Raw genomic sequence first — 24,580 nt, 5'->3', positions numbered from 1 at the left:
GGCGCCGACCGTACAATTTGATTTCCCGCATAAAAATAAATAGTGGAAGTAGATTACATGCAAGAGACCAAGCCGACGCACGTCCGCTATTTGATCCTGCTCATGCTGTTTTTGGTGACGACGATCAACTATGCCGACCGCGCCACCATCGCCATCGCTGGTTCCAGCCTGCAAAAAGACCTCGGCATCGACGCCGTCACCCTCGGTTACATCTTCTCCGCTTTCGGCTGGGCCTACGTGGCCGGGCAGATTCCTGGCGGCTGGCTGCTCGACCGTTTCGGGTCGAAGAAAATCTATGCACTGAGCATTTTCACTTGGTCGCTGTTCACCGTGCTGCAGGGCTACGTCGGTGAGTTCGGCATGTCCACGGCGGTGGTTGCGCTGTTCATGCTGCGCTTTCTGGTCGGGCTGGCCGAAGCGCCTTCTTTCCCCGGCAACGCCCGTATCGTCGCGGCCTGGTTTCCCACCGCCGAACGTGGCACCGCCTCGGCGATCTTCAACTCGGCGCAGTATTTCGCCACCGTATTGTTCGCGCCGCTGATGGGCTGGATCGTCTACCGCTTCGGCTGGCAGCACGTGTTCATCGTCATGGGCGTGATCGGCATCGTGTTCTCGCTCGTCTGGCTGAAGGTCATCTACAGCCCGCGCCAACACCCGATGATCAACGAGGCCGAGTTCAACCACATCGCTTCCAATGGCGCGATGGTCGACATGGACCAGGACAAGGGCAAGGAAAAGAAAGCCGACGGTCCGAAGTGGGATTACATCCGCCAGTTGCTGACCAACCGCATGATGCTCGGTGTGTACCTGGGCCAGTACTGCATCAACGGCATCACCTATTTCTTCCTGACCTGGTTCCCGGTGTACCTGGTGCAGGAGCGCGGCATGACCATACTCAAGGCCGGTTTCATCGCGTCCTTGCCGGCCATTTGCGGTTTCATTGGTGGCGTCCTCGGCGGGGTGATTTCCGACTACCTGCTGCGCAAGGGCCATTCGCTGACCTTCGCCCGCAAGGCGCCAATCATCGCCGGGCTGCTGGTGTCCAGCAGCATCGTGGCGTGCAACTACGTCGATATCGAATGGATGGTGGTGGGCTTCATGGCCCTGGCATTCTTCGGCAAAGGCGTGGGCGCATTGGGTTGGGCCGTGGTGTCCGACACGTCGCCAAAACAGATCGCCGGCTTGAGCGGTGGCCTGTTCAACACCTTCGGCAACCTGGCGTCGATCACCACGCCAATCGTCATCGGCTACATCATCAGCGCCACCGGTTCGTTCAAGTGGGCCCTGGTGTTCGTCGGTTGCAATGCGTTGGTGGCGGTGTTCAGCTATCTGGTCATCGTGGGCCCGATCAAGCGTGTGGTGCTCAAGGAGCCCACGGCCAGGGAAGCCGACCTATCCAGCCTGTCTGAAGCCAAATCCTGAGGAATGGCGTCCATGAATCTGATTGAACATGCCGATTCGCCCCGTTACATCCGCCTGCACGAGCGGGACAACGTGGTGATTGTTGTCAACGACCAGGGCGTACCCGCCGGGACCGAGTTCCCGGACGGCCTGGTCACCGTGGACTTCGTGCCACAGAGCCACAAGGTCACCCTGGTGGACATTCCCGAGGGTGGCGAGGTGATTCGCTACGGCCAGGTCATTGGCTACGCGCTGCAACCGATCCCTCGTGGCAGCTGGGTCAAGGAAGACCAATTGCGCATGCCCACCGCGCCACCCTTGGACAGCCTGCCGCTGTCCACCGATGTGCCGGCGGCGGATGCGCCACTGGAAGGCTACACCTTCGAGGGCTACCGCAACGCCGACGGCACCGTCGGCACGCGCAACATCCTGGGCATCACCACCACGGTGCAGTGCGTCACCGGGGTGCTTGACCATGCGGTCAAGCGCATCAAGGAAGAGCTGCTGCACAAGTACCCGAACGTCGATGACGTGGTGGCGCTGACCCACAGTTATGGCTGCGGCGTGGCGATCACCGCCACCGACGCCTACATCCCGATCCGCACCGTGCGCAACCTGGCGCGCAACCCGAACCTGGGTGGCGAGGCGCTGGTGATCAGCCTGGGCTGTGAGAAATTGCAAGCCGGGCAGGTGATGCACGAAGGCGATAGCTCGGTGGACCTCAGCGAGCCATGGTTGTATCGCTTGCAGGATTCCAGCCACGGCTTTACCGAGATGATCGAGCAGATCATGGAGTTGGCCGAGACGCGCCTGAAGAAACTCGACCAGCGTCGCCGCGAAACCGTGCCCGCCTCGGAGCTGATCCTGGGCATGCAGTGCGGCGGCAGCGATGCGTTCTCCGGCATCACCGCCAACCCGGCCCTGGGCTACGCCTCGGACCTGTTGCTGCGGGCCGGTGCGACGGTGATGTTCTCTGAAGTCACCGAAGTGCGCGATGCGATCTACCTGCTGACCTCCCGGGCGCAAACCCAGGAAGTCGCCCAGGAACTGGTGCGCGAAATGGACTGGTACGACCGTTACCTGGCCAAGGGCGAGGCCGATCGCAGCGCCAACACCACGCCGGGCAACAAGAAGGGTGGGTTGTCGAACATCGTCGAGAAGTCCTTGGGCTCGATCGTCAAATCCGGCAGCAGCGCAATCAGCGGCGTGCTTGGCCCGGGTGAGCGCTTCAAGCAAAAGGGCCTGATCTTCTGCGCCACGCCGGCCAGCGACTTTGTCTGCGGCACGCTGCAACTGGCGGCGGGGATGAACCTGCACGTGTTCACTACCGGTCGGGGCACCCCGTACGGCTTGGCCATGGCGCCGGTGGTGAAGGTCTCGACCCGTACCGAACTGGCCCAGCGCTGGCCGGACCTGATCGACATCGACGCCGGCCGCATCGCCACCGGGCGCGCGACCATCGAAGAGTTGGGCTGGGAGCTGTTCCACTACTACCTGGACGTGGCCAGCGGCAAGAAACAGACCTGGGCCGAGCAGCACAAGTTGTTCAACGACATTACCTTGTTCAACCCGGCGCCGATTACCTGATGATTGCGTGATCGATGGAGATCCAGTGTGGGAGCGAGCTTGCTCGCGATGGGGCGGTACATTCAGCATTGATGCAAGCTGACCCAACGCTATCGCGAGCAAGCTCGCTCCCACAGGGGATGTGGGGTGAATATGGATTTTGTGTTCAGCGCAGAATAAATGTGGGAGATTCTATGGTGCATGGCTAGCCTTAGATGCCTTTTGGTAGGTATTCGCTCTGGTTCTTCAACAGAGCGAATACCACTCGGGCAAGCTTGCGGGCCAGTGCCACTAATGCTTCGGTTGTGCTTAGCCCTCGAGCCCGCAGAGCCCCATAAAAACCCTTCCACGCCGCTGTGCGGCTCGCCGACATCGCGGCGTTGTGCATCAATCGGCGCGCCTCCGGGTCACCTCGCTTAGACAGGCAGCGGCGTCCCTTCTTTTTTCCCGAGTCCGATATGCGCAGGTCCAGCCCTAGAAAAGCGATGAAGGCATCGGCATTTCTGAAATCTCCACGCTGAAACGACGTAAGTAAACGCGCACCGCTCAACAGCCCGATTCCTTCGACTTTCATGCAGCGCTTGAGCTGACTGCCCAGACCGGCTGCATCCAATTGCGTCTGGATTGTTTTCTCAAGCAAGATTTCCAGTCGCTGCATGGCCTTTATCTGGTTCTCAAAGGCCGTTTTGAGCAACGGTTCGTTCGACCAACTTTGCTTGAGGCTGACACGCGCCTGAACCAAGGCTGCCCGGCGCCGGAAAAGGCTTATAAGCCGGCAATACAGGGGCGATGGCGGGGTCCACGGGTGCAACTGGTGGCCTTCGTTGTTCAAGTAGCGAGCCAACAACCGAGCATCCAGCGCATCGGTTTTGGCGCGAACTTTCACACCTTTGCGGTAATGGCTGAGTTCGTAGCCGCCGATCATGTAGATCACACAGCCCTGCGCATAAGCCAGGTCGGCGAAGTCCTGGTGATAGATATTGGTGGCCTCGATGGCGACATCCACTGGCGCAGGCAATTCCTTGAGCCACTTCTGGATCGCAGCTTTGGTGTTGGGGATCGCTTCCAGTCGATCTGTTTCTGCGTGATAAATCACCAACTCATCTTTGGCGACATCAACCCCCACGATCGGCTTTGCGACAGAAACCGGCATTGCCATTGAAAATCCTCCGCGCTAAGGTTTGAACACTTGAAGGGTTCACCCAGAGGCGCAGGCTTGTTCCTATCGTCGGTCTAGGCCAGATGCATTCTTTATCGGCGCTTGGGTGAAAGGAGGAGGGGTGAAATCTCCCACGGTCTGTACTGCGCGAACAGTCAGAATCGAGCCTTGTCCCTCCTCCTCCCTTCAAGTCCTACCATACAAGCGAGCCTGCTCGCGAAAGCGCTTCACCAGACGCCAACGTCGTGAGTGGCTTATCATTAGCCACCTAACGACACCTCCTTCTCAAGGTCCTCGGCATGCTGGCAATTTTCCTCGAAACCCTGAACGTCACCGCGCCGGTGTTCGCCATGCTGTTTCTGGGGACGCTGCTCAAGCGCATCGGCTGGATCAACGACAACTTCATCCACATCGCCTCGTCGCTGGTGTTCAACGTCACCATGCCGGCGCTGTTGTTCCTTGGCATTCTGCACGCTGATTTGCACGCGGCTTTGCAGCCAGACCTGCTGATCTATTTCTCGATTGCCACCCTGGTGAGTTTCGCCATGGCCTGGGGCTGGGCGATCTGGCGTTGCCCGCGGGAGGATCGCGGGATCTACACCCAGGGCGCGTTTCGTGGCAACAACGGCGTGATCGGCCTGGCATTGGCCGCGAGCATGTATGGCGACTATGGGATTTCCCTGGGGGCGATTCTGGCGGCGCTGGTGATCCTGTTCTACAACACCCTGTCGACCATCGTGCTGGCGGTCTACAGCCCGGTGATCAAGTCCGACCCCTGGAGCATCTGCAAGAGCGTGATCAGCAACCCGCTGATCATCAGCGTGCTTGCCGCCGCGCCGTTCGCCTATTGGCGGATCGGCCTGCCGAACTGGTTCGAGACGTCGGCCAAGTATCTGTCCCAAATGACCTTGCCCCTGGCGCTGATCTGCATCGGCGGCACGCTGTCCCTGGCGGCCTTGCGCAAGAGCGGCAAGATGGCCCTGAGTTCGAGCCTGGTGAAGATGGTCGGCTTGCCGTTGGTGACTACTCTGGGCGCATGGTTGTGGGGTTTTCGCGGGGCGGAACTGGGGATCCTGTTCCTGTACTTCGGCAGCCCCACCGCCGCCGCCAGCTACGTCATGGCCCGCGCCGCGAATGGCAACCACGAGCTGGCGGCGGCGATCATCGTCATCACCACCTTGATGGCGGCGATTACCACCAACCTGGGGATCTTTGTGTTGCAGTGGGGTGCGTGGATCTAACCCTCGATTTTGCGCTGTTCTTGAGGGCCAATCGCGAGCAAGCTCGCTCCCACATTGGCTTGTGGTTGTGCCGCGATCCCTGTGGGAGCGAGCTTGCTCGCGATAGCGATCCCAGGGTCACTCAGGCTTGCGATAACTATCGATCACTTCCTGCGCCGCCCGAAACGCATCGATCGCCGCTGGCACGCCCGCGTACACCGCGCAATGCAGCAACGCTTCGCGAATTTCTTCTACCGTGCAGCCATTGTTCAGCGCGCCACGCACGTGGCCCTGGAGTTCCTGCGGGCACTTGAGGGCGGTGAGGGCGGCGAGGGTGATCAGGCTGCGGGTCTTCAGCGGCAGGCCTTCGCGGCTCCAGACGCTGCCCCAGGCATGTTCGTTCACGAAATCCTGCAGCGGCTGGGTGAATTCGGTGGCGTTGCCCAGGGCGCGGTCGACGAACGCATCGCCCATCACTTTGCGACGCATATCGAGGCCGGTCTTTGGATTGTCAGTCATGGCAAATCCCTCTTGTGGTGTTGGCGGCGCCAGGCGCGCAAGGAAGTGAACAGCAGAAACGCGAGCAGGGCCGGCAGCACGTAGAACAACATCAATCGCTCTAGCTGGCCGGCCAATGGCATGCCGGTGGTGAACGACACCACATGCAGCCCGTACGCCGTGTACAAGCCCAGGAACAGCAGCCCTTCGGCACGGGTGACGCGATAGCCGGAATAGAACACCGGCAGGCACAGCACCGCGACGCCAAGCATCACCGGCAGGTCGAAGGCCAGGGCATTGGGCGAGACCGAGAGCGGAGAAGGCGCGGCGAGGGCGGTCACGCCCAATACACCCAGAAGGTTGAACAGGTTGCTGCCGATTACGTTGCCTACCGCGATGTCCCGTTGACCCCGAAGGGCGGCGATCAACGAAGTGGCGAGCTCCGGCAGCGAGGTGCTCACGGCAACGATGGTCAGGCCGATGATGCGCTCGGACAACCCCAGGTCGGTCGCCACTTCCACCGCCGCGCCCAATAACAGGTGCCCGGCGAAGACCAGCATCGCCAGGCCCGAAACGATCATCACCAGGCTCTTGGGCCACGAACCATGGGCAACTGCGCCTCCCAGCGGATGTGGTCGCGCGGAGTGCCGGGACTGGCGCAGCAACAGGCCCAGGTACACCGCCAGGGCTACCAGCAGCAGGACGCCGTCGAGTCGGGTCAGTTCTTCGTTCCAGGCCAGCACGAACACCAGCAGGCTGGCGCCGATCATCAGCGGGATATCCAAGCGCACCAATTGACGCGAGACGCGCAGCGGAATGATCAGCGCCGACAGCCCGAGGGTGACGAGGATGTTGAAGGTACTGCTGCCGATCACACTCCCCACGGCGATGTCAGCGTTCTGTGCCAGGGTCGCTTGCAGGCTGACAGCCATTTGCGGTGCGCTGCTGCCGAATGCGACGACGGTCAGGCCGATAATCAGCGGCCGCACCTGCAAGCGTGCCGCCAGCCCCACGGCGGCACGCACCAGCAACTCGGCGCCGGCGATCAGCAACAGCAGGGCGCCACACAGTTCGATCAGGCTGAGCAGCGGTAAAGCATTGATCAGGGAAATGGCCGGGCTCCGTCTATCAGTCGTCGAGGGCTTGCACACGCACACGCGCGGTACCGCTGCGCAGCATGCCCAATTGTTCGGCCGCGGCGCGGGACACATCGATCAGGCGCCCACGGGTATACGGGCCACGATCGTTGATACGGACCACAACGCTGTCGTTGTTTTTCAGGTTGGTGACTTTCACCCGGGTGCCGAATGGCAACTGGCGATGCGCGGCGGTCAGGCCGTGCTGGTCGAAGCGCTCGCCGCTGGCGGTACGCTTGCCATGGTGCCTGGAGCCGTAATAGGAGGCGACGCCGGTCTGGTCGTAGCCGTGTGGATCGACCGTCCCGCTCTGGCTGGCGCAACCGGCCAGCAGGGACAGCAGGGCGCAGGCGCCGAGGAGACGCTTCATCTGAGAGGTTCCAAATACAAATGTGGGAGCGAGCTTGCTCGCGATGGGGCCATCACATTCAACATCTAGGTTGACTGTCATACCGCTATCGCGAGCAAGCCCGCTCCCACAGGGGGTTGAGCCAGATTCAAAGACTGGCTCCATGGCAATCAGCCCTCGAGCTTGCTTTTCAGCAGTTCGTTGACTTGCTGCGGGTTGGCCTTGCCCTTGGAAGCTTTCATGGCCTGGCCGACGAAGAAGCCGAACATCTTGCCGCGCTTGGCTTCGTCCGCCGCACGGTATTGCTCGACCTGCTCGGCGTTGGCCGCGAGCACTTCATCGAGCACGGCGCTGATCGCACCGGTGTCGGTGACCTGCTTCAAGCCGCGCTTGTCGATGATCTCGTCGGCGCTGCCCTCACCATTGGCCATGGCTTCGAACACCATTTTGGCGATCTTGCCGGAAATGGTGTTGTCCTTGATCCGCAACAGCATGCCGCCCAGTTGCTCGGCCGAAACCGGCGACTCGTCGATTTCCAGGCCCTGCTTGTTCAACAGGCTGCCCAACTCGACCATCACCCAGTTGGCCGCCAGCTTGGCGTCGCCGCCGATGCTCACGACTTTCTCGAAGTAGTCGGCCTGTTCGCGGCTGGTGGCCAGGACGTTGGCGTCATAGCTCGACAGCCCGAACTGCGCCTGGAAGCGCTCGCGTTTCTGTGGCGGCAGTTCCGGCAGGGTGGCGCGTACTTCATCGAGGAACGAATGCTCGATGACCACCGGCAGCAGGTCCGGGTCGGGGAAGTAACGGTAGTCGTTGGCTTCTTCCTTGCTGCGCATCGGACGGGTCTCGTCCTTGTTCGGGTCGTACAGGCGGGTCTGCTGGATGACCTTGCCGCCGTCCTCGATCAGTTCGATCTGGCGTTGGATCTCGCTGTTGATCGCCTTTTCGATGAAGCGGAACGAGTTGACGTTCTTGATCTCGCAGCGGGTGCCGAACTCGGCCTGGCCCTTGGGACGGATCGACACGTTGCAGTCGCAACGCAGTGAGCCCTCGGCCATATTGCCGTCGCAGATGCCCAGGTAGCGCACCAGGGCATGGATCGCCTTGACGTAGGCCACGGCTTCCTTGGCGCTGCGCATGTCCGGCTCTGAGACGATTTCCAGCAGCGGCGTGCCGGCGCGGTTCAGGTCGATGCCGGTAGCACCGTTGAATTCTTCGTGCAGGCTCTTGCCGGCGTCTTCTTCCAGGTGCGCGCGGGTGATGCCGACGCGCTTGACCGTGCCGTCTTCCAGGGCGATGTCCAGGTGGCCCTTGCCGACGATCGGCAGTTCCATCTGGCTGATCTGGTAGCCCTTGGGCAGGTCCGGGTAGAAGTAGTTCTTGCGGGCGAACACGTTGTGCTGGCCGATCTCGGCGTCAATCGCCAGGCCGAACATCACCGCCATGCGCACCGCTTCGGCGTTGAGCACCGGCAGTACGCCGGGCATGCCCAGGTCAACCAGGCTGGCCTGGGTGTTGGGCTCGGAACCGAAGGTGGTCGAGCTACCGGAAAAGATTTTCGACCGGGTGGTGAGCTGGGTATGAATCTCCAGCCCGATCACGACTTCCCATTGCATGTGTTTCTCCTCAGAAGTCTTATCAGGGGATTTTGAAACGTCGCGAGCGAAGGTAAGGCAAGGCGAAAACTGGCGAGAAAGCGGAGTTGACTTTAGTCAATGAGCATTTCGAGCCAGTTTTCAACGCAGCATTACCGAGCGCAGCAGTTTCAAAACCCCTGAGGGGTGCGGGTGTGCCAGTCAGTGTTTAACTGGTACTGGTGCGCCACGTTGAGCAGGCGGCCTTCCTGGAAATACGGCGCGAGCAACTGCACGCCCACCGGCAGGCCATCGACGAAGCCGGCCGGCATGGACAGGCCCGGCAAGCCGGCGAGGTTGGCGGTGATGGTGTAGACGTCTTCCAGGTACTCGGCGACCGGGTCGCTGTTCTTGGCGCCGAGCTTCCAGGCCGGGTTCGGCGTGGTTGGGCCGAGGATGATATCGACCTCGTTGAAGGCGGCCATGAAGTCGTTCTTTACCAGGCGGCGGATTTTCTGCGCCTTTAGGTAGTAGGCATCGTAGTAGCCGGCGGACAGCGCGTAGGCGCCAACCATGATCCGGCGCTGCACTTCGGCGCCGAAGCCTTCGCCACGGGAGCGCTTGTACAGGTCGACCAGGTTTTGCGGGTTCTCGCAGCGATAGCCGAAGCGCACGCCGTCGAAACGCGAGAGGTTAGAGGAGGCTTCCGCCGGGGCGATCACGTAATACGCCGGAATGGCGTGCTGCATGTTCGGCAGGCTGATTTGCTTGATGACCGCGCCGAGCTTTTCCAGCTCCTTGATGCTGTTTTGAATCAGATCGGCGATGCGCGGGTCGAGGCCGGCGCCGAAATATTCCTTCGGCACGCCAATGCGCAGGCCTTGCAGCGAACCGTTGAGGCTGGCGCTGTAGTCCGGCACCGGTTCATCGATGCTGGTGGAATCGTTCGGGTCGAAGCCGGCCATGCCTTGGAGCAGGATCGCGCAGTCTTCGGCGGTGCGGGCCAGCGGGCCACCCTGGTCGAGGCTGGAGGCGTAGGCAATCATGCCCCAGCGCGAGACGCGGCCGTAGGTCGGTTTCAGGCCGGTGAGGTTGGTGAACGCAGCTGGCTGGCGAATCGAGCCACCGGTGTCGGTGGCGGTGGCGGCCGGCAACAGGCGCGCGGCCACGGCGGCGGCGGAACCACCGGACGAGCCGCCCGGTACGTGTTCAAGGTTCCACGGGTTTTTCACCGCGCCGTAATGGCTCGACTCGTTGGCCGAGCCCATGGCGAACTCGTCCATGTTGGTCTTGCCCAGGGTCACGGTGCCGGCGGCGGCCAGCTTGGCGACCACGGTGGCGTCGTACGGGGCCTTGAAATTGTCGAGCATCTTCGAGCCGCAGCTGGTGCGGATGCCCTGTGTGCAAAACAGGTCCTTGTGGGCAATCGGCGCGCCAAGCAGGGCGCCGTTCTCACCCTTGGCGCGACGGGCGTCGGCGGCCTTGGCCTGGCTCAGGGCCAGTTCTTCGGTGAGGCTGATGAAGCTGTTGAGCTGCGGATCGAGCTGGGCGATGCGCGCCAGCAGGGCCTTGGTCAGCTCTTCGGAGGAAAACTTTTTGTCGGCGAGTCCGCGGGCGATCTCGGCCAGGGTCATCTGATGCATGAGAGGCTCTTTCCCTTTAGTCGATGACTTTCGGAACCAGGTACAGGCCGTTTTCGACCGCTGGCGCGATGGACTGGTAGGCCTCGCGGTTATTGGACTCGGTGACGACGTCGGCGCGCAGGCGCTGGCTGGCTTCCAGTGGGTGGGCCAGCGGCTCGATACCGTCGGTATCGACCGCCTGCATTTCGTCGACCAGCCCGAGGATGCTGTTCAGGGCAGAAGTGATGTGTGGAAGATCGGCTTCATTGAGGCCCAGGCAGGCCAGATGAGCGATTTTTTCCACGTCGGAGCGTTCAAGCGCCATGGGATTCTCCAGTGGAAAACAAAACGGACGCAGTCTGTCCGTGTGTTAGATTGTCGGAACACTACCGCATTTCTACGGCGCTACGGCCGCGATTGTAGGGTTTGGTGCACAGAAAAGCGGCCAATTTAACATATTGGCGCCTTGCCCAAAATCCCTGTCGTTGTTAGAGTTTGCCGCACTTTTTTACCCACGCGTTGCCTAGGGTCCCTTTCCCATGTTCAAGAAACTGCGTGGCATGTTTTCCAGCGATCTCTCCATCGACCTGGGCACTGCCAACACCCTTATTTACGTGCGCGAGCGCGGTATCGTCCTGAATGAACCCTCGGTCGTGGCCATCCGCACCCACGGTAACCAGAAAAGTGTCGTGGCTGTCGGTACGGAAGCCAAGCGCATGCTGGGCCGTACACCGGGCAACATTGCAGCCATTCGCCCCATGAAGGACGGCGTGATCGCCGACTTCAGCGTCTGCGAAAAGATGCTGCAGTACTTCATCAACAAGGTTCACGAAAACAGTTTTCTGCAGCCCAGCCCTCGTGTGCTGATCTGCGTGCCCTGCAAGTCCACCCAGGTGGAGCGTCGCGCCATCCGTGAATCGGCCCTGGGTGCCGGTGCTCGCGAAGTATTCCTGATTGAAGAGCCAATGGCCGCAGCCATCGGTGCCGGCCTGCCGGTGGAAGAAGCCCGTGGTTCGATGGTCGTCGATATCGGTGGTGGTACCACTGAAATCGCCTTGATCTCCCTCAACGGTGTGGTCTACGCCGAATCCGTGCGTGTGGGCGGCGACCGTTTCGACGAAGCGATCATCACCTACGTACGTCGCAACTACGGCAGCCTGATCGGCGAATCCACCGCCGAGCGCATCAAGCAGGAAATCGGCACGGCCTACCCGGGCGGTGAAGTGCGCGAAGTCGATGTTCGCGGTCGCAACCTGGCCGAAGGCGTTCCACGCGCGTTCACGCTCAACTCCAACGAAGTGCTCGAAGCGCTGCAAGAGTCGCTGGCAACCATCGTCCAGGCCGTCAAGAGCGCCCTGGAGCAATCGCCGCCGGAGCTGGCCTCGGACATCGCCGAGCGCGGCCTGGTGCTGACCGGTGGTGGCGCGCTGTTGCGTGACCTCGACAAACTGCTGGCCCAGGAAACCGGCCTGCCGGTGATCGTTGCCGAAGACCCGCTGACGTGCGTTGCCCGCGGTGGTGGCCGTGCGCTGGAAATGATGGACAAGCACACCATGGACCTGCTCTCCAGCGAATAAATCTGGCGCAGTGGTCTATGTTGTTTGCGCTCGGGCGGCACTTTGCAGTGCTGCCCGTTGGCGTTTATCTTCTGTCATTCGTATCCAGGCCGGTTCGATACCGTATGAATAAAGACAACGTTTGCCTGGGAGGAGCGGCTTATTAAACCGCTTTTTGCCAAAGGCCCCTCATTGGGTGTACGCCTGCTGGTGTTGACCGTGCTGTCGGTTGCGCTGATGGTGGTGGATGCCCGCTTCACGCTGCTCAAGCCAGTGCGCAGCCAGATGTCGCTGGTGTTGATGGAGTCCTACTGGATCACCGATCTGCCGCAACGGTTGTGGCAGGGTGTGGCCAGCCAGTTTGGCAGCCGGACCGAACTGGTCGCCGAGAACGAAAAACTAAAGACTGAAAACCTGCTGCTGCAGGGACGCATGCAGAAGCTGGCGGCCCTCACCGAACAGAACGTGCGGCTGCGCGAGTTGCTCAACTCCTCGGCGCTGGTCAATGAGAAAGTCGAAGTGGCCGAGCTGATCGGCATGGACCCGAACCCGTTCACCCACCGCATCATCATCAACAAGGGCGAGCGCGACGGCGTGGTCCTCGGCCAGCCGGTGCTCGATGCCCGTGGCCTGATGGGGCAGGTGGTGGAATTAATGCCTTATACGTCTCGTGTGCTGTTGCTGACCGATACCACCCACAGTATCCCGGTGCAGGTCAATCGCAACGGCTTGCGGGCAATCGCAAGCGGCACCGGCAACCCCGAGCGCCTCGAACTTCGCCATGTGGCCGATACCGCCGACATCAAGGAAGGCGACCTGCTGGTCAGTTCCGGCCTCGGCCAGCGGTTTCCGGCTGGTTATCCCGTGGCGACGGTCAAGGAAGTCATTCATGACTCTGGCCAGCCGTTCGCGATCGTGCGGGCGGTGCCAACGGCTGCGTTGAACCGCAGCCGCTACCTGCTGCTGGTATTCAGCGACAACCGCACGCCTGAAGAGCGCGCCAACGATGCCGCCGTGGCCCAGGAGGCCCAGGACCAGCAGAGCGGCGAATCGCCTGCTCCGGCCACACCTGCGCCCGCGCCCGCACCTGTACCAGCCACTGTGCCCAAGCCCCAGGCTGCGACGGCCCCGGCAACAACAGCTCCGGCCGCACACGCCGCGGCTCCCGCCCGACCGGCCGCAGCCCAGCAGCCGGCGGTCCAACCCGCCCGGCCCGCGACCAAGCCACCGGCCCCAGCGCCTGCCGCTACGCCCGCCACCAGGGGAGCACGTGAAGAATGAGCAGTACTCGATCCGGTAATGGCTGGATGGTCTGGTTGACCTTTGCCATCGGCCTGTTGCTCAGCGTTTCCCCGCTGCCGCAGTTCATGGAAATCCTGCGCCCGCTGTGGCTGGCCTTGCTGCTGGCCTTCTGGGCCCTGGCCTTGCCGCACAAGGTCGGCATGGTCACGGCCTGGTGCCTGGGGCTGGCCGAAGACGTGCTCTATGGCACGTTGCTGGGTCAGAACGCGCTGATCCTGACCTTGATCACATTCCTGGTGCTGTCGTTGCAACAACGCCTGCGCATGTTCCCGATGTGGCAACAGTGCTTGGTGATCCTGGTGATCTTCGGGTTGGCGCAACTGGTGCAATTATGGCTCAGCGCCTTGACCGGTAATCGCCAGCCGACCCTGGCGCTGGTCTTGCCGGCCCTGGTCAGCGCATTGCTCTGGCCGTGGATAAGTTTCGGTTTGCGCGGCTTGCGGCTGCGTTTCAAAATCAACTGATTCGGTCAGGATATCTACACTTTTTTGATGACTTACATCCCTGTGGCGAGGGAGCTCCCTCGCCACAAAAGCCGGTCGCCTATAAGGGAGATGTCTTGATGAAACCGCTTTACCTCGCCTCAGGGTCGCCGCGCCGGCGTGAATTGCTCACGCAGATCGGGGTGCCATTTACCGCCATCGGTGCGGACATCGACGAAACTCCCCACGATCACGAAACCCCATCGGCCTATGTAGAGCGCTTGGCGCGTGGCAAGGCCGATGCTGGACGACGTGCCCTATCAAATGACATCGATGGCTGCGTGCTCGGCGCGGACACCGCCGTGGTGCTGGATGGACAAATTCTCGGCAAGCCTCAGGATCAGGCCGACGCCGTGTCGATGCTCCTGGGCCTGTCCGGGCGCGATCATGAGGTACTGACCGCCATTGCCGTGCTGGATGCCGAACGCTGCGAATCCCGGGTGGTTCGCAGCCGCGTGCGCTTTCGCCTGATCACGGAACAGGAAGCGCTCGCCTATTGGGCCAGCGGCGAACCGCGAGACAAGGCCGGCAGCTATGGTATCCAAGGGCTGGGCGCGGTGTTCGTCGCCGGGCTTGAAGGCAGTTATTCGGCCGTGGTCGGCCTGCCGCTCTGCGAAACCGCAGAATTGCTCGGCCATTTCGGCATACCCTGTTGGCAAACCTTGAGCGCGCGTTGAGCGCCGTCTGACTAGATGCGGCCATAATCGTGAATATGCCTGAACGAGACCCTGCCATGAGTGAAGAGATTCTGATCAACATCACGCCGATGGAGTCGCGCGTGGCGGTGGTTGAAAACGGTGTCCTGCAAGAAGTTCACGTCGAGCGCACGCAAAAGCGTGGCATCGTCGGCAATATTTACAAGGGCAAGGTGGTGCGGGTTTTGCCGGGCATGCAGGCAGCCTTCGTCGACATCGGCCTGGACCGCGCGGCGTTCATCCACGCCTCGGAAATTTCCATGCGCGAAGGGCCGGCGGTAGAAAGCATCAGTGCGCTGGTCCATGAGGGCCAGAGCCTGGTGGTGCAGGTCACCAAGGACCCCATCGGCTCCAAGGGCGCGCGCCTGACCACCCAGCTGTCGATTCCGTCGCGCTACCTGGTGTACATGCCGCGCACCGCCCACGTCGGCATATCCCTGAAGATCGAAGACGAAGCCGAGCGTGAGCGCCTCAAAAAAGTGGTCAGTGACTGCGTGGAAAAAGAAGGCATCAAGGAAGCCGGCGGCTTCATCCTGCGTACGGCCGCCGAAGGCGCCGGGGCCGATGAGATCCTCATGGATATCCGCTACCTGCGCAGGCTCTGGGACCAGATCGCCGCGCAGATCAAGACCATCGCCACTCCCAGCGTGATCTACGAAGATCTGGGACTGGCGTTGCGAACCCTGCGTGACCTGGTCAGCCCGAAGATCGAGAAGATCCGCATCGATTCCCGGGAAACCTTCCAGAAAACCACCCAGTTCGTCGCCGAGCTGATGCCGGAAATCGCCGACCGCCTGGAGCACTACCCTGGCGAGCGGCCGATTTTCGACCTGTACGGCGTCGAAGATGAGATCCAGCGCGCCCTTGAACGCAAGGTGCCGCTCAAGTCCGGCGGTTATCTGGTGGTCGATCCGGCCGAGGCGATGAGCACCATCGACGTCAACACCGGTGCCTTTGTCGGCCATCGTAATCTCGAGGAAACCATCTTCAAGACCAATCTTGAAGCGGCCACGGCCATTGCCCGGCAATTGCGCCTGCGCAACCTCGGCGGGATCATCATCATCGATTTCATCGACATGGAAGACGAAGAGCACCAGCGCCAGGTGCTGCGCACCCTGGAAAAACAGCTGGAGCGCGATCACGCCAAGACCAACATCATCGGCATCACCGAACTGGGCCTGGTGCAGATGACCCGCAAGCGCACCCGCGAAAGTCTTGAACAAGTGCTGTGCGAACCATGCAGCAGTTGCCAGGGCCGGGGCAAGCTCAAGACCCCGGAAACCGTGTGTTACGAAATCTTCCGGGAAATCCTCCGGGAAGCGCGCGCCTACCAGGCCACTGGCTATAGAGTGTTGGCGAACCAGAAAGTGGTGGACCGGTTGCTCGATGAAGAGTCGGGCAACGTCGCGGAGCTGGAAACCTTTATCGGCCGCACGATCCGTTTCCAGGTGGAGACCATGTATTCGCAGGAACAATACGACGTGGTGTTGCTCTGACGTGGCATGCGCAGTGGCGAGGCCGCGGCGAGAATGCCTTTGCCAAGGGGGGCTGCTGACATGGAGCGTCTGACACGCCTGTTGGGCACATTGACACGCTGGGGGCTTGGCCTGTGTGCGCTGCTGCTGGTCGTGCTGGCCTTGTACGTGAGCCTCGGCCGGGAGTTGGTCCCGCTGGTGGCTGAATACCGTAGCGAGGTCGAGGCCCGTGCCGGCGAAGCGCTCGGCATGCCGGTGCACGTCGGTAGCCTCGAAGGCGGCTGGAACGCCCTGGCCCCCATCTTCGCCGCGCGCGATGTAGTGGTCGGCGACGGCCCCAATGCCCTGCACCTGGATCATGTGCGCGCCGTGCCCGCGGTGTGGGACAGCCTGGTGGCCCGCCAGGTGCGCATCGCCCATCTGGAAATCAGCGGCCTGAAGATCAGCCTCAAGGAAGGCGCCGACGGGAAATGGGCCCTGGAAGGCCTGCCAGTACGGGACGACCAGCCACTCGATCCGCAGCAACTGTTGAACCGCATGCAAATGGTCTCGAAGCTGTCGGTGCTCGACAGCCAAGTGACGTTGCAGCCACTGGACCATCCGCCCCTGAGCCTCACCTACGTTGGCTTGAGCCTGCGCACCGGTGCCTCCCGCCAGCGCCTGGACGCTCGGCTGACCCTGCCCGACGGCCAGCCCGTGGCGATCAACCTGCGTACCCGCATCCGCGCCAGCGATTGGAAAAATGGCGTGGCCGATGCCTACCTGAGCCTGCCGCAAAGCGATTGGTCCCAATGGCTGCCTAAACGCCTGACCCGGCAATGGAATTTTTCCGAAATCAAGGCGGGGGGCGAGTTCTGGCTCAGCTGGGGCGCGGGCACGGTGCAAAGCGCGGCCGTGCGCTTGAACGCGCCGCAGCTCCAGGGCGCCTATGCCGACCGCAAGCCCGTGCAGATCCATAACCTGGCCCTCAACGGCTATTTCCAGCGCAGCAGCCAAGGATTTATCGCAACCTTCGACACTCTGGCGATGAGCCTGGGTGACACCCGCTGGGAGTCGCGCCTGCAGCTGCAGCAGACCGACGCCTCCGACAAGGCCGAGGAACGCTGGCACGTGCAGGCCGATCGTCTCGACTTGACGCCGCTCACGCCGCTACTCAATGCCCTGGCGCCATTGCCGGAAGGCGTCGCCACCGCCATCGACCGACTCAAGGTGACCGGTGGCTTGCGCAACGTCTTGCTCGACTACCGGCCACACAATACCGGTGATCAAAAAGTCAGCTTCGCCACCAACCTCGACACGGTGGGTTTCAACGCCTATCACGGGGCCCCGGCGGCACGTAATGTTTCGGGCAGCCTGAGCGGCGACCTCGGCGGCGGCGAACTGCGCATGGACAGCAAGGATTTCTCCCTGCACCTGGACCCGATCTTCGCCAAGCCCTGGCAGTACTTGCAGGCCAACGCACGGCTGACCTGGAAGTTGGACAAGCAAGGGTTCACCTTGATCGCGCCTTACCTGAAGGTGCTGGGTGAGGAGGGCCGGATTGCCGGGGATTTCCTGATTCGCCTGCATTTCGATCACAGCCAGGAAGATTACATGGACCTGCGGGTCGGCCTGGTGGACGGTGATGGGCGCTACACCGGCAAGTACCTGCCGGCCGTTCTCAGTCCTGCGCTGGACGAGTGGCTGCGCACCGCAATTGTCAAAGGCGCGGTGGATGAGGGCTTCTTTCAGTATCAAGGCTCGCTGAACAAAGGCGCCGAGGATGCGGCTCGCAGCATCAGCCTGTTTTTCAAGGTGCATGACGCTGAGCTGGCGTTCCAGCCCGGCTGGCCTTCGGTCAGTAAGGTCAGCGGCGATGTGTTTGTCGAGGACAGCGGCGTACGCATCTTCGCCAGCCAGGGGCAACTGCTGGGTACCCAGGTAAAAGACGTTTCGGTGAACATTCCCCACGTGCCGACCGGGCAAAACTCTCATTTGCTGCTCGACGGTGGGTTTGCCGGAGGGCTCGGCGACGGGTTGAAGATCCTCCAGACCGCGCCCATCGGCACGGCCGAAACATTCGCCGGCTGGGAAGGCGAGGGCGACCTGCGCGGCAGCGTAAAGCTCGATATCCCGCTCGTGAAAGGCGAGCAACCGAAGATCCTCGTGGATTTCTCAACGGACAAGGCTCGGCTCAAACTCAGCGAGCCGGCCTTGGAATTGACTCAACTCAAGGGGGATTTCCGCTTCGACAGCAGCAAGGGGCTGAGCGGCAAGAACATTGCGGCCCGGGCATTCGACCGACCCGTGACCGCGCAGATATTCGCCGAGGGCCGCACCGGCGCGCTCAATACGCGTGTCACGGCGTCCGGACGGCTTGAGGTGAAGAAACTCACCGACTGGCTGAGCGTGACCCAGCCGTTGCCCGTCTCCGGCGTGATTCCTTACCAGTTGCAAGTGATCCTCGACGGCGCCGACAGCCAGCTGTCGATCAATTCCAATCTCAAGGGCGTCGCGGTGGATCTGCCGGCGCCCTTCGGCATGGCGGCTGATGCCGGGCGCGACACCGTGTTCCGTATGACATTGCAGGGGCCGGAGCGGCGTTACTGGGCCAATTATGGCGACCTGGCCAGCTTCACTTATGCCGCCCCGAGCGGAAAAACGGCCGATGGCCGTGGCGAATTGCTCCTGGGCGGGGGCGACGCAGTGCTGCCGGGAGCCAAGGGGCTGCGCCTGCGAGGCACGCTATCGGAGCTGGACGTGGGTCCCTGGCAGGATTTGTTGGGCAAATACGCCGGCCAGGACCCGGGCGGCAGCGCCCGGCAAGTGCTCAGCGGTGTCGACCTGAAAGTAGGCAAACTCACGGCGATGGGCACGACGCTGGACCAGGCATCGGTGCAACTGGACCGCAAGCCGGACGCCTGGGCCATGCGGCTCGACAGCCAGCAGGCCAAGGGCAGCGTCAACGTGCCGGACGCAAAGGCCGCCCCCATCGGTATCAAGCTGGACTACGTGCGCCTGCCCGCTGCCGACCCGACGGTGCAGGCCGACGAAAACGCCCCGGATCCGCTGGCTTCGGTTGATCCGAGCAAGATACCGGCCCTGGATATCGCCATCGACCAGTTGTTCCAAGGGCCTGATCTGATCGGCGCCTGGTCGTTGAAGGTGCGTCCAACCGGTAAAGGTATTGCGTTGAACGATCTGGACATGGGCCTCAAGGGCATGGTCCTCAATGGCAATGGCGCTTGGGAAGGTGCGCCGGGCTCGACCAGCAGTTGGTACAAGGGGCGGATCAAGGGCAAGAACCTGGCCGATGTGCTGAAAGGCTGGGGATTCGCCCCCAGCGTGACCAGCCAGGAGTTTCGCCTGGACGTTGACGGCCGTTGGCCTGGTTCGCCCGCCTGGGTGGCCACCAAGCGCTTCTCCGGAAGTCTCGATGCGTCGCTTACCAAGGGGCAGTTCGTCGAGGTCGAAGGCAGCGCCCAGGCGTTGCGGGTATTCGGCCTGTTGAACTTCAACTCCATCGGCCGCCGCCTGCGCCTGGATTTCTCCGACCTGTTTGGCAAGGGGCTGAGCTATGACCGGGTCAAGGGCTTGCTGGTGGCGAGCAATGGCGTCTATGTAACGCGTGAGCCCATCGCCTTGACGGGACCTTCGAGCAATCTGGAACTGAACGGAACGCTGGACATGGTCACTGACCGGGTCGACGCCAAGCTGCTGGTGACGTTGCCGGTGACCAACAACCTGCCCATCGCCGCGCTGATTGTCGGCGCCCCGGCGGTGGGTGGGGCATTGTTTTTGATCGACAAACTGATCGGTGACCGCGTAGCGCGTTTTGCCAGCGTAAGATACGACGTCAAGGGGCCGTGGAAAGAGCCGAAGATCAGCTTCGACAAGCCGTTCTGACGAGTAACGCTAGCCCTTGTGGGAGCGAGCAAGCTCGCTCCCACAAGAGGATGATGCACAAAATGAGGGAGGCAGCATGCCAGTCGCCGTGATTCAAATGGTCAGCCAAAGCGATGTCCTCGCCAACCTGGCCCGCGCCCGTGTGCTGTTGGAACAGGCAGCGGCTGGCGGTGCGAGGCTGGCGGTGCTGCCGGAAAACTTCGCCGCCATGGGGCGGCGGGACGTTGCCGACATCGGTCGCGCCGAAGCCTTTGGTCAGGGACCGATCCTGCCTTGGTTGAAACAGGTCGCTCGCGACCTCAGGTTATGGATTGTCGCCGGCACGCTGCCATTACCGCCGGAGGACGAGCCCGAAGCCAGGGCTCATGCCTGTTCGTTGCTGGTGGACGACCAGGGCCAGATCGTGGCGCGTTACGACAAGCTGCACCTGTTTGACGTGGACGTGGCGGACAATCGTGGGCGCTACCGCGAATCCGATGACTATGCTTATGGTCGCAACGTGGTGGTCGCCGATACTCCCGTGGGCCGGGTGGGCCTGACGGTCTGTTACGACTTGCGTTTCCCGGAGCTCTACAGCGAGTTGCGAGCGGCCGGGGCTGAGTTGATCACCGCGCCTTCGGCCTTTACAGCCGTAACCGGCGCCGCCCATTGGGACGTATTGATTCGCGCCCGAGCCATTGAGACCCAGTGCTACCTGCTGGCGGCAGCCCAAGGCGGGACGCATCCGGGGCCAAGGGAAACCTTCGGCCACGCTGCAATTATCGACCCATGGGGGCGGGTGCTGGCGCAACAGGATCAAGGCGAGGCGGTGCTGCTGGCCGAGCGCGACAGCAGCGAACAGGCGTCCATCCGGGCGCGCATGCCGGTGGCGAGCCATCGGCGCTTTTTCTCGCAGGGCGCCCGACAGCGACCTGCCCAAGACGACGAATTCAAGGCGTAAAACATATGAGCGGGTTGTTGTCCTCAGTCAGTGAACACCTTTTAGCCCCCGGTGGCGTGACCCTCGAAAGCCTGCAAGGCGTGCTGGGTGACCTGGCCGGCCCGGGCATCGATGCCGCCGACCTGTATTTCCAGGGGCAGATTTCCGAGTCCTGGTCGTTGGAAGACGGCATCGTCAAGGAAGGCAGTTTCAACCTTGACCAGGGCGTCGGCGTACGGGCCCAGTCCGGTGAAAAGACCGGTTTTGCCTACAGCAACGCCATCACCCTCGAAGCCCTCGGCGCCGCGGCCCGTGCCGCTCGTTCGATCTCGCGCGCCGGGCAAAACGGCACGGTCCAGGCGTTCAGCAGCCAGGACGTGGCGCAGCTGTATGCGCCGGATAATCCATTGGAGGTCATGAGTCGCGCCGAGAAAGTCGAGCTGCTCAAACGCATCGACGTTGCCACTCGCGCCCTCGATCCACGGATCCAGCAGGTGTCGGTGAGCATGGCGGGCGTCTGGGAGCGAATCCTGGTGGCATCCACCGATGGTGGCCTGGCGGCGGACGTCCGGCCCCTGGTGCGGTTCAATGTCAGCGTGATCGTCGAGCAGAACGGCCGGCGTGAGCGCGGCGGTCATGGCGGCGGCGGGCGCACCGACTATCGTTATTTCCTCAGCGAAGACCGCGCCATGGGCTACGCCCGCGAAGCCCTGCGCCAGGCGCTGGTCAATCTGGAAGCGATTCCGGCCCCGGCCGGCACGTTGCCGGTGGTGCTGGGCTCCGGCTGGTCCGGCGTGCTGCTGCATGAAGCGGTCGGCCACGGCCTGGAAGGCGATTTCAACCGCAAGGGCAGCTCTGCCTACAGTGGTCGCATGGGTGAAATGGTCGCCTCGAAACTCTGCACGATCGTCGACGACGGTACATTGGCCGGGCGTCGGGGCTCCCTGAGCGTTGATGACGAAGGCACCCCGACCGAGTGCACCACCTTGATCGAAAACGGCGTGCTCAAGGGCTACATGCAGGACAAGCTCAATGCTCGCCTGATGGGCGTCGCTCGCACCGGCAACGGTCGTCGCGAATCCTACGCGCACCTTCCGATGCCGCGCATGACCAATACCTACATGCTGGGCGGCCAGAGCGATCCGGCGGAAATCATCGCCTCGGTGAAAAAAGGCATCTATTGCGCCAACCTCGGCGGCGGCCAGGTGGACATCACCAGCGGCAAGTTCGTGTTTTCCACCAGCGAGGCCTACCTCATTGAAGACGGCAAGATCACCGCGCCGGTCAAGGGCGCGACCCTGATCGGCAACGGGCCGGAGGCGATGAGCAAAGTGTCGATGGTCGGTAATGACCTGTCGCTGGACAGTGGCGTGGGCACGTGTGGCAAAGACGGCCAGTCGGTGCCGGTGGGTGTCGGCCAGCCGACCTTGAAGATCGATGCGATCACCGTGGGTGGCACGGGCGCATGACGGAGCCTTGGGTGGAGTGCAAGGCCTCCACCCAAGGACGAGACTCAGCGCAGGCCGCGTTGAGTCTCGTCCAGCTCACGGATGTATTTGAAGATTTTACGGCTCGAGGCCGGCGGCTTGTTGTGCGCCAGTTCGTGCTGGGCCTGACGGATCAGGGAGCGCAATTGCTGGCGATCGGCCTCCGGGTAGTCGATGACGAATTTTTCCAAGGTGCCGTCATCGCCAGCGATCAAGCGATCACGCCAGCGTTCCAGGTTGTGGAAGCGCTCGTTGTACTGCCGGGTGGAGGCATCGAGCTGGTCGAGCAAAACCAGGATCGCGTCAGTGTCCTGGTCGCGCATCAGTTTGCCGATGAACTGCAGGTGCCGTTTACGCGCGATATTCGCGGTGTGCTTGGGCGCATCGGCCAGGGCCCGGCGCAAGGCGTCGGTCAATGGCAGTTTGGCCAGCAAGTCAGGCTTGAGTGTTGTGAGGCGCTCGCCGAGGTCAACCAGAGCATGCAGCTCGCGTTTGACCTGGGATTTGCTTTTTTCACCCTCGTAGAGGGAGTCGTCGTAAGAATCAACCATGGTGGCAGTCCGCAAAGAAACGCCGCCATGATAACCAGTCGGGGGCCGCTTGTCCGGCCCGGTCGCTAGAAGGCCAAGGGTTTGTACGAAAAACAGCGCAGGCAGTTTGCGTGCAAACCCGATACCGAAAGCAGAATTTGAGTGGAGAACACCATGAGTGCAGTTCAGAGCGTCGGTCCGCAGGCATTGCCGGCACTGCAGGAGCAAGTCGAGCAGATTCTCGCCGAGGCCAAGCGACAAGGTGCCAGCGCCTGTGAGGTGGCGGTATCGCTGGAGCAGGGATTGTCGACTTCGGTGCGCCAGCGCGAAGTGGAAACCGTTGAGTTCAATCGGGATCAGGGTTTCGGCATTACCTTGTACGTAGGCCAGCGCAAGGGATCGGCCAGCACTTCGGCCAGCGGGCCCGACGCCATTCGCGAAACGGTGGCCGCGGCGCTGGCGATCGCCAAGCACACGTCCGAGGATGACGCCTCGGGGTTGGCCGATGCCGCCCTTATGTGCAAGGAACTGAAGGATTTCGATCTGTTCCACGCCTGGGACATCACGCCCGAGCAAGCCATCGAACAGGCGCTGCGCTGTGAGGCGGCGGCATTCGATGCCGACCGCCGGATCAAGAATGCCGACGGTACGACGCTCAATACGCACCAGGGTTGCCGGGTTTATGGCAACAGCCATGGCTTTATCGGCGGTTACGCTTCGACCCGTCACAGCCTCAGTTGTGTGATGATCGCCGAGGCGGACGGGCAGATGCAGCGCGACTACTGGTATGACGTCAGTCGCCAGGGCACGTTGCTGGCGGACCCGGTGAGCATCGGCCAGAAAGCCGCACAACGGGTAGCCAGCCGCTTGGGCGCGCGGCCGGTGCCGACCTGTGAGGTGCCGGTGTTGTTTTCTGCCGAGCTGGCCGGTGGTCTGTTTGGCAGCTTCCTGTCGGCGGTGTCTGGCGGCAACTTGTACCGCAAGTCGTCGTTCCTGGAAGGCGCGCTGGGGCAGAAGCTGTTCCCGGAGTGGATGACCATTGACGAGCGTCCGCACCTGATGCAGGCCATGGGCAGCTCGGCATTCGACGGCGATGGCCTGGCCACTTACGCCAAGCCGTTCGTGGAAAACGGCGAGCTGGTGTCCTACATCCTTGGTACCTATTCGGGCCGCAAACTCGGCATGCCGAGCACCGCCAACGCTGGCGGTGTGCATAACCTTTTCGTTACCCATGGCGAAGAAGACCAGGCGGCATTGCTTCGGCGCATGGGCCGGGGGCTGTTGGTAACGGAGTTGATGGGCCATGGGCTGAACATGGTGACCGGGGATTATTCCCGTGGCGCGGCGGGTTTCTGGGTCGAGAATGGCGAGATCCAGTTCCCGGTTCAGGAAGTCACCATCGCCGGAAACATGCGTGACATGTTCAAGCAGATCGTGGCGGTGGGGAATGATTTGGAGCTGCGCAGCAACATCCGCACGGGCTCGGTGTTGATCGAGCGGATGACCGTGGCGGGTAGCTGATACTCAAGGCCACAAAAAAAGGCGCGTCATTCATGTGGATGACGCGCCTTTTTTGTGTCGATTAGAGCTCATGGCAAGTCCGTTTTTGTGGCGAGGGAGCTTGTTCCGCTGAGCCGCGAAGCGGCCCCAACATCTTGCGGCCGCTGCGCACTGGAGCGCCAGCCCGGCCGAGCGGGAGCAAGCTCCCTCGCGACGAAATGGCC

The 24,580-nt window shown here is 62.1% G+C and carries 20 protein-coding genes; 12 read left to right on the top strand and 8 right to left on the bottom strand.

From position 1 onward, the window contains the following. Positions 1 to 57: 57 nt before the first annotated feature. Positions 58 to 1,422, top strand: coding sequence for an MFS transporter (locus tag DOCECA_RS18225; RefSeq protein ID WP_434560659.1), 1,365 nt, complete (start codon positions 58 to 60; stop codon positions 1,420 to 1,422). A 12-nt stretch (positions 1,423 to 1,434) separates the two neighbouring features. Then, positions 1,435 to 2,988, top strand: coding sequence for a galactarate dehydratase (gene garD / locus DOCECA_RS18220; protein ID WP_434648953.1), 1,554 nt, complete (start codon positions 1,435 to 1,437; stop codon positions 2,986 to 2,988). Between the two features lie 190 nt (positions 2,989 to 3,178). Here garD and DOCECA_RS18215 read toward each other — a convergent pair whose 3' ends face one another. Then, positions 3,179 to 4,126 carry an IS110 family transposase gene (locus DOCECA_RS18215; protein WP_434649985.1) on the bottom strand — a complete coding sequence of 316 codons (948 nt, stop codon included), beginning with the start codon at positions 4,124 to 4,126 and terminating at the stop codon, positions 3,179 to 3,181. A 299-nt stretch (positions 4,127 to 4,425) separates the two neighbouring features. Here DOCECA_RS18215 and DOCECA_RS18210 point away from each other — a divergent pair, with 299 nt between their 5' ends. Continuing rightward, positions 4,426 to 5,367, top strand: a complete 942-nt coding sequence (locus tag DOCECA_RS18210) for an AEC family transporter (RefSeq protein ID WP_445570887.1) — start codon at positions 4,426 to 4,428, stop codon at positions 5,365 to 5,367. 117 nt (positions 5,368 to 5,484) lie between these two features. Here DOCECA_RS18210 and DOCECA_RS18205 read toward each other — a convergent pair whose 3' ends face one another. The 6 genes from DOCECA_RS18205 to gatC form a co-directional block, all read right to left on the bottom strand. Beyond that, a complete protein-coding gene (locus tag DOCECA_RS18205) occupies positions 5,485 to 5,865 on the bottom strand; it encodes a carboxymuconolactone decarboxylase family protein (protein WP_445570886.1) in 381 nt (126 codons plus the stop codon). Then, positions 5,862 to 6,923: a calcium/sodium antiporter gene (locus tag DOCECA_RS18200; RefSeq protein WP_445572177.1), complete on the bottom strand. Its 1,062-nt coding sequence runs from the start codon at positions 6,921 to 6,923 to the stop codon at positions 5,862 to 5,864. The genes DOCECA_RS18205 and DOCECA_RS18200 overlap by 4 nt, the downstream gene beginning before the upstream one ends. Positions 6,924 to 6,972: 49 nt before the next feature. Then, the gene (locus DOCECA_RS18195) at positions 6,973 to 7,350 is read right to left on the bottom strand and encodes a septal ring lytic transglycosylase RlpA family protein (protein WP_420765529.1); all 378 of its coding nucleotides are present in this window, start codon (positions 7,348 to 7,350) and stop codon (positions 6,973 to 6,975) included. A 149-nt stretch (positions 7,351 to 7,499) separates the two neighbouring features. Then, a complete protein-coding gene (gene gatB / locus DOCECA_RS18190) occupies positions 7,500 to 8,945 on the bottom strand; it encodes an Asp-tRNA(Asn)/Glu-tRNA(Gln) amidotransferase subunit GatB (protein WP_434560651.1) in 1,446 nt (481 codons plus the stop codon). Positions 8,946 to 9,094: 149 nt separating this feature from the next. After that, positions 9,095 to 10,546, bottom strand: a complete 1,452-nt coding sequence (gene gatA / locus DOCECA_RS18185; RefSeq protein WP_420765528.1) for an Asp-tRNA(Asn)/Glu-tRNA(Gln) amidotransferase subunit GatA — start codon at positions 10,544 to 10,546, stop codon at positions 9,095 to 9,097. Positions 10,547 to 10,562: 16 nt separating this feature from the next. Further along, positions 10,563 to 10,850: an Asp-tRNA(Asn)/Glu-tRNA(Gln) amidotransferase subunit GatC gene (gatC, locus tag DOCECA_RS18180; protein WP_039592252.1), complete on the bottom strand. Its 288-nt coding sequence runs from the start codon at positions 10,848 to 10,850 to the stop codon at positions 10,563 to 10,565. 214 nt (positions 10,851 to 11,064) lie between these two features. Between gatC and mreB the strand changes: the two genes are divergently transcribed. The 8 genes from mreB to tldD all read left to right on the top strand — a co-directional run bounded on the left by mreB (position 11,065) and on the right by tldD (position 22,308). After that, complete coding sequence (mreB, locus tag DOCECA_RS18175) at positions 11,065 to 12,102, top strand: rod shape-determining protein MreB (protein WP_002555108.1); 1,038 nt, start codon at positions 11,065 to 11,067, stop codon at positions 12,100 to 12,102. 171 nt (positions 12,103 to 12,273) lie between these two features. Next, positions 12,274 to 13,362 (top strand): rod shape-determining protein MreC, encoded by a 1,089-nt coding sequence (gene mreC, locus DOCECA_RS18170; RefSeq protein ID WP_434560647.1) that lies wholly within the window; start codon positions 12,274 to 12,276, stop codon positions 13,360 to 13,362. Beyond that, positions 13,359 to 13,847 (top strand): rod shape-determining protein MreD, encoded by a 489-nt coding sequence (mreD, locus tag DOCECA_RS18165; protein WP_249876151.1) that lies wholly within the window; start codon positions 13,359 to 13,361, stop codon positions 13,845 to 13,847. Before mreC ends, mreD begins: the two co-directional genes overlap by 4 nt. Before the next feature lie 98 nt (positions 13,848 to 13,945). Then, positions 13,946 to 14,542 carry a Maf family protein gene (locus tag DOCECA_RS18160; protein ID WP_434607767.1) on the top strand — a complete coding sequence of 199 codons (597 nt, stop codon included), beginning with the start codon at positions 13,946 to 13,948 and terminating at the stop codon, positions 14,540 to 14,542. 56 nt (positions 14,543 to 14,598) lie between these two features. Further along, positions 14,599 to 16,056, top strand: a complete 1,458-nt coding sequence (gene rng / locus DOCECA_RS18155) for a ribonuclease G (protein ID WP_420765526.1) — start codon at positions 14,599 to 14,601, stop codon at positions 16,054 to 16,056. A 60-nt stretch (positions 16,057 to 16,116) separates the two neighbouring features. Next, complete coding sequence (locus tag DOCECA_RS18150; protein ID WP_445570885.1) at positions 16,117 to 19,920, top strand: YhdP family protein; 3,804 nt, start codon at positions 16,117 to 16,119, stop codon at positions 19,918 to 19,920. 76 nt (positions 19,921 to 19,996) lie between these two features. Beyond that, on the top strand, positions 19,997 to 20,860 hold the full coding sequence (locus DOCECA_RS18145) for a carbon-nitrogen hydrolase family protein (protein ID WP_434560641.1): 864 nt from the start codon (positions 19,997 to 19,999) through the stop codon (positions 20,858 to 20,860). 5 nt (positions 20,861 to 20,865) lie between these two features. Continuing rightward, entirely contained in the window at positions 20,866 to 22,308 is a 1,443-nt protein-coding gene (tldD, locus tag DOCECA_RS18140; protein WP_186710681.1) for a metalloprotease TldD, read from the top strand. Between the two features lie 44 nt (positions 22,309 to 22,352). Here the strand turns inward: tldD and yjgA are convergent, their stop codons facing one another. Next, positions 22,353 to 22,877 carry a ribosome biogenesis factor YjgA gene (yjgA, locus tag DOCECA_RS18135; protein WP_420765523.1) on the bottom strand — a complete coding sequence of 175 codons (525 nt, stop codon included), beginning with the start codon at positions 22,875 to 22,877 and terminating at the stop codon, positions 22,353 to 22,355. Between the two features lie 153 nt (positions 22,878 to 23,030). On the opposite strand from yjgA, the gene pmbA reads away from it, so the two are divergent. Further along, positions 23,031 to 24,377 (top strand): metalloprotease PmbA, encoded by a 1,347-nt coding sequence (pmbA, locus tag DOCECA_RS18130; protein ID WP_445570884.1) that lies wholly within the window; start codon positions 23,031 to 23,033, stop codon positions 24,375 to 24,377. Positions 24,378 to 24,580: the final 203 nt, after the last annotated feature.

The sequence above is a fragment of the Pseudomonas sp. E102 genome (assembly GCF_052660185.1).
This window is presented reverse-complemented; position numbering and strand designations above follow the sequence as displayed.

Coding starts and splice junctions, on each gene's coding strand:
- DOCECA_RS18225 (WP_434560659.1), top strand. CDS start 58: ATGCAAGAGACCAAGCCGACGCACGTCCGCTATTTGATCCTGCTCATG.
- garD (WP_434648953.1), top strand. CDS start 1,435: ATGAATCTGATTGAACATGCCGATTCGCCCCGTTACATCCGCCTGCAC.
- DOCECA_RS18215 (WP_434649985.1), bottom strand. CDS start 4,126: ATGGCAATGCCGGTTTCTGTCGCAAAGCCGATCGTGGGGGTTGATGTC.
- DOCECA_RS18210 (WP_445570887.1), top strand. CDS start 4,426: ATGCTGGCAATTTTCCTCGAAACCCTGAACGTCACCGCGCCGGTGTTC.
- DOCECA_RS18205 (WP_445570886.1), bottom strand. CDS start 5,865: ATGACTGACAATCCAAAGACCGGCCTCGATATGCGTCGCAAAGTGATG.
- DOCECA_RS18195 (WP_420765529.1), bottom strand. CDS start 7,350: ATGAAGCGTCTCCTCGGCGCCTGCGCCCTGCTGTCCCTGCTGGCCGGT.
- gatB (WP_434560651.1), bottom strand. CDS start 8,945: ATGCAATGGGAAGTCGTGATCGGGCTGGAGATTCATACCCAGCTCACC.
- gatA (WP_420765528.1), bottom strand. CDS start 10,546: ATGCATCAGATGACCCTGGCCGAGATCGCCCGCGGACTCGCCGACAAA.
- gatC (WP_039592252.1), bottom strand. CDS start 10,850: ATGGCGCTTGAACGCTCCGACGTGGAAAAAATCGCTCATCTGGCCTGC.
- mreB (WP_002555108.1), top strand. CDS start 11,065: ATGTTCAAGAAACTGCGTGGCATGTTTTCCAGCGATCTCTCCATCGAC.
- mreD (WP_249876151.1), top strand. CDS start 13,359: ATGAGCAGTACTCGATCCGGTAATGGCTGGATGGTCTGGTTGACCTTT.
- DOCECA_RS18160 (WP_434607767.1), top strand. CDS start 13,946: ATGAAACCGCTTTACCTCGCCTCAGGGTCGCCGCGCCGGCGTGAATTG.
- rng (WP_420765526.1), top strand. CDS start 14,599: ATGAGTGAAGAGATTCTGATCAACATCACGCCGATGGAGTCGCGCGTG.
- DOCECA_RS18150 (WP_445570885.1), top strand. CDS start 16,117: ATGGAGCGTCTGACACGCCTGTTGGGCACATTGACACGCTGGGGGCTT.
- DOCECA_RS18145 (WP_434560641.1), top strand. CDS start 19,997: ATGCCAGTCGCCGTGATTCAAATGGTCAGCCAAAGCGATGTCCTCGCC.
- tldD (WP_186710681.1), top strand. CDS start 20,866: ATGAGCGGGTTGTTGTCCTCAGTCAGTGAACACCTTTTAGCCCCCGGT.
- yjgA (WP_420765523.1), bottom strand. CDS start 22,877: ATGGTTGATTCTTACGACGACTCCCTCTACGAGGGTGAAAAAAGCAAA.
- pmbA (WP_445570884.1), top strand. CDS start 23,031: ATGAGTGCAGTTCAGAGCGTCGGTCCGCAGGCATTGCCGGCACTGCAG.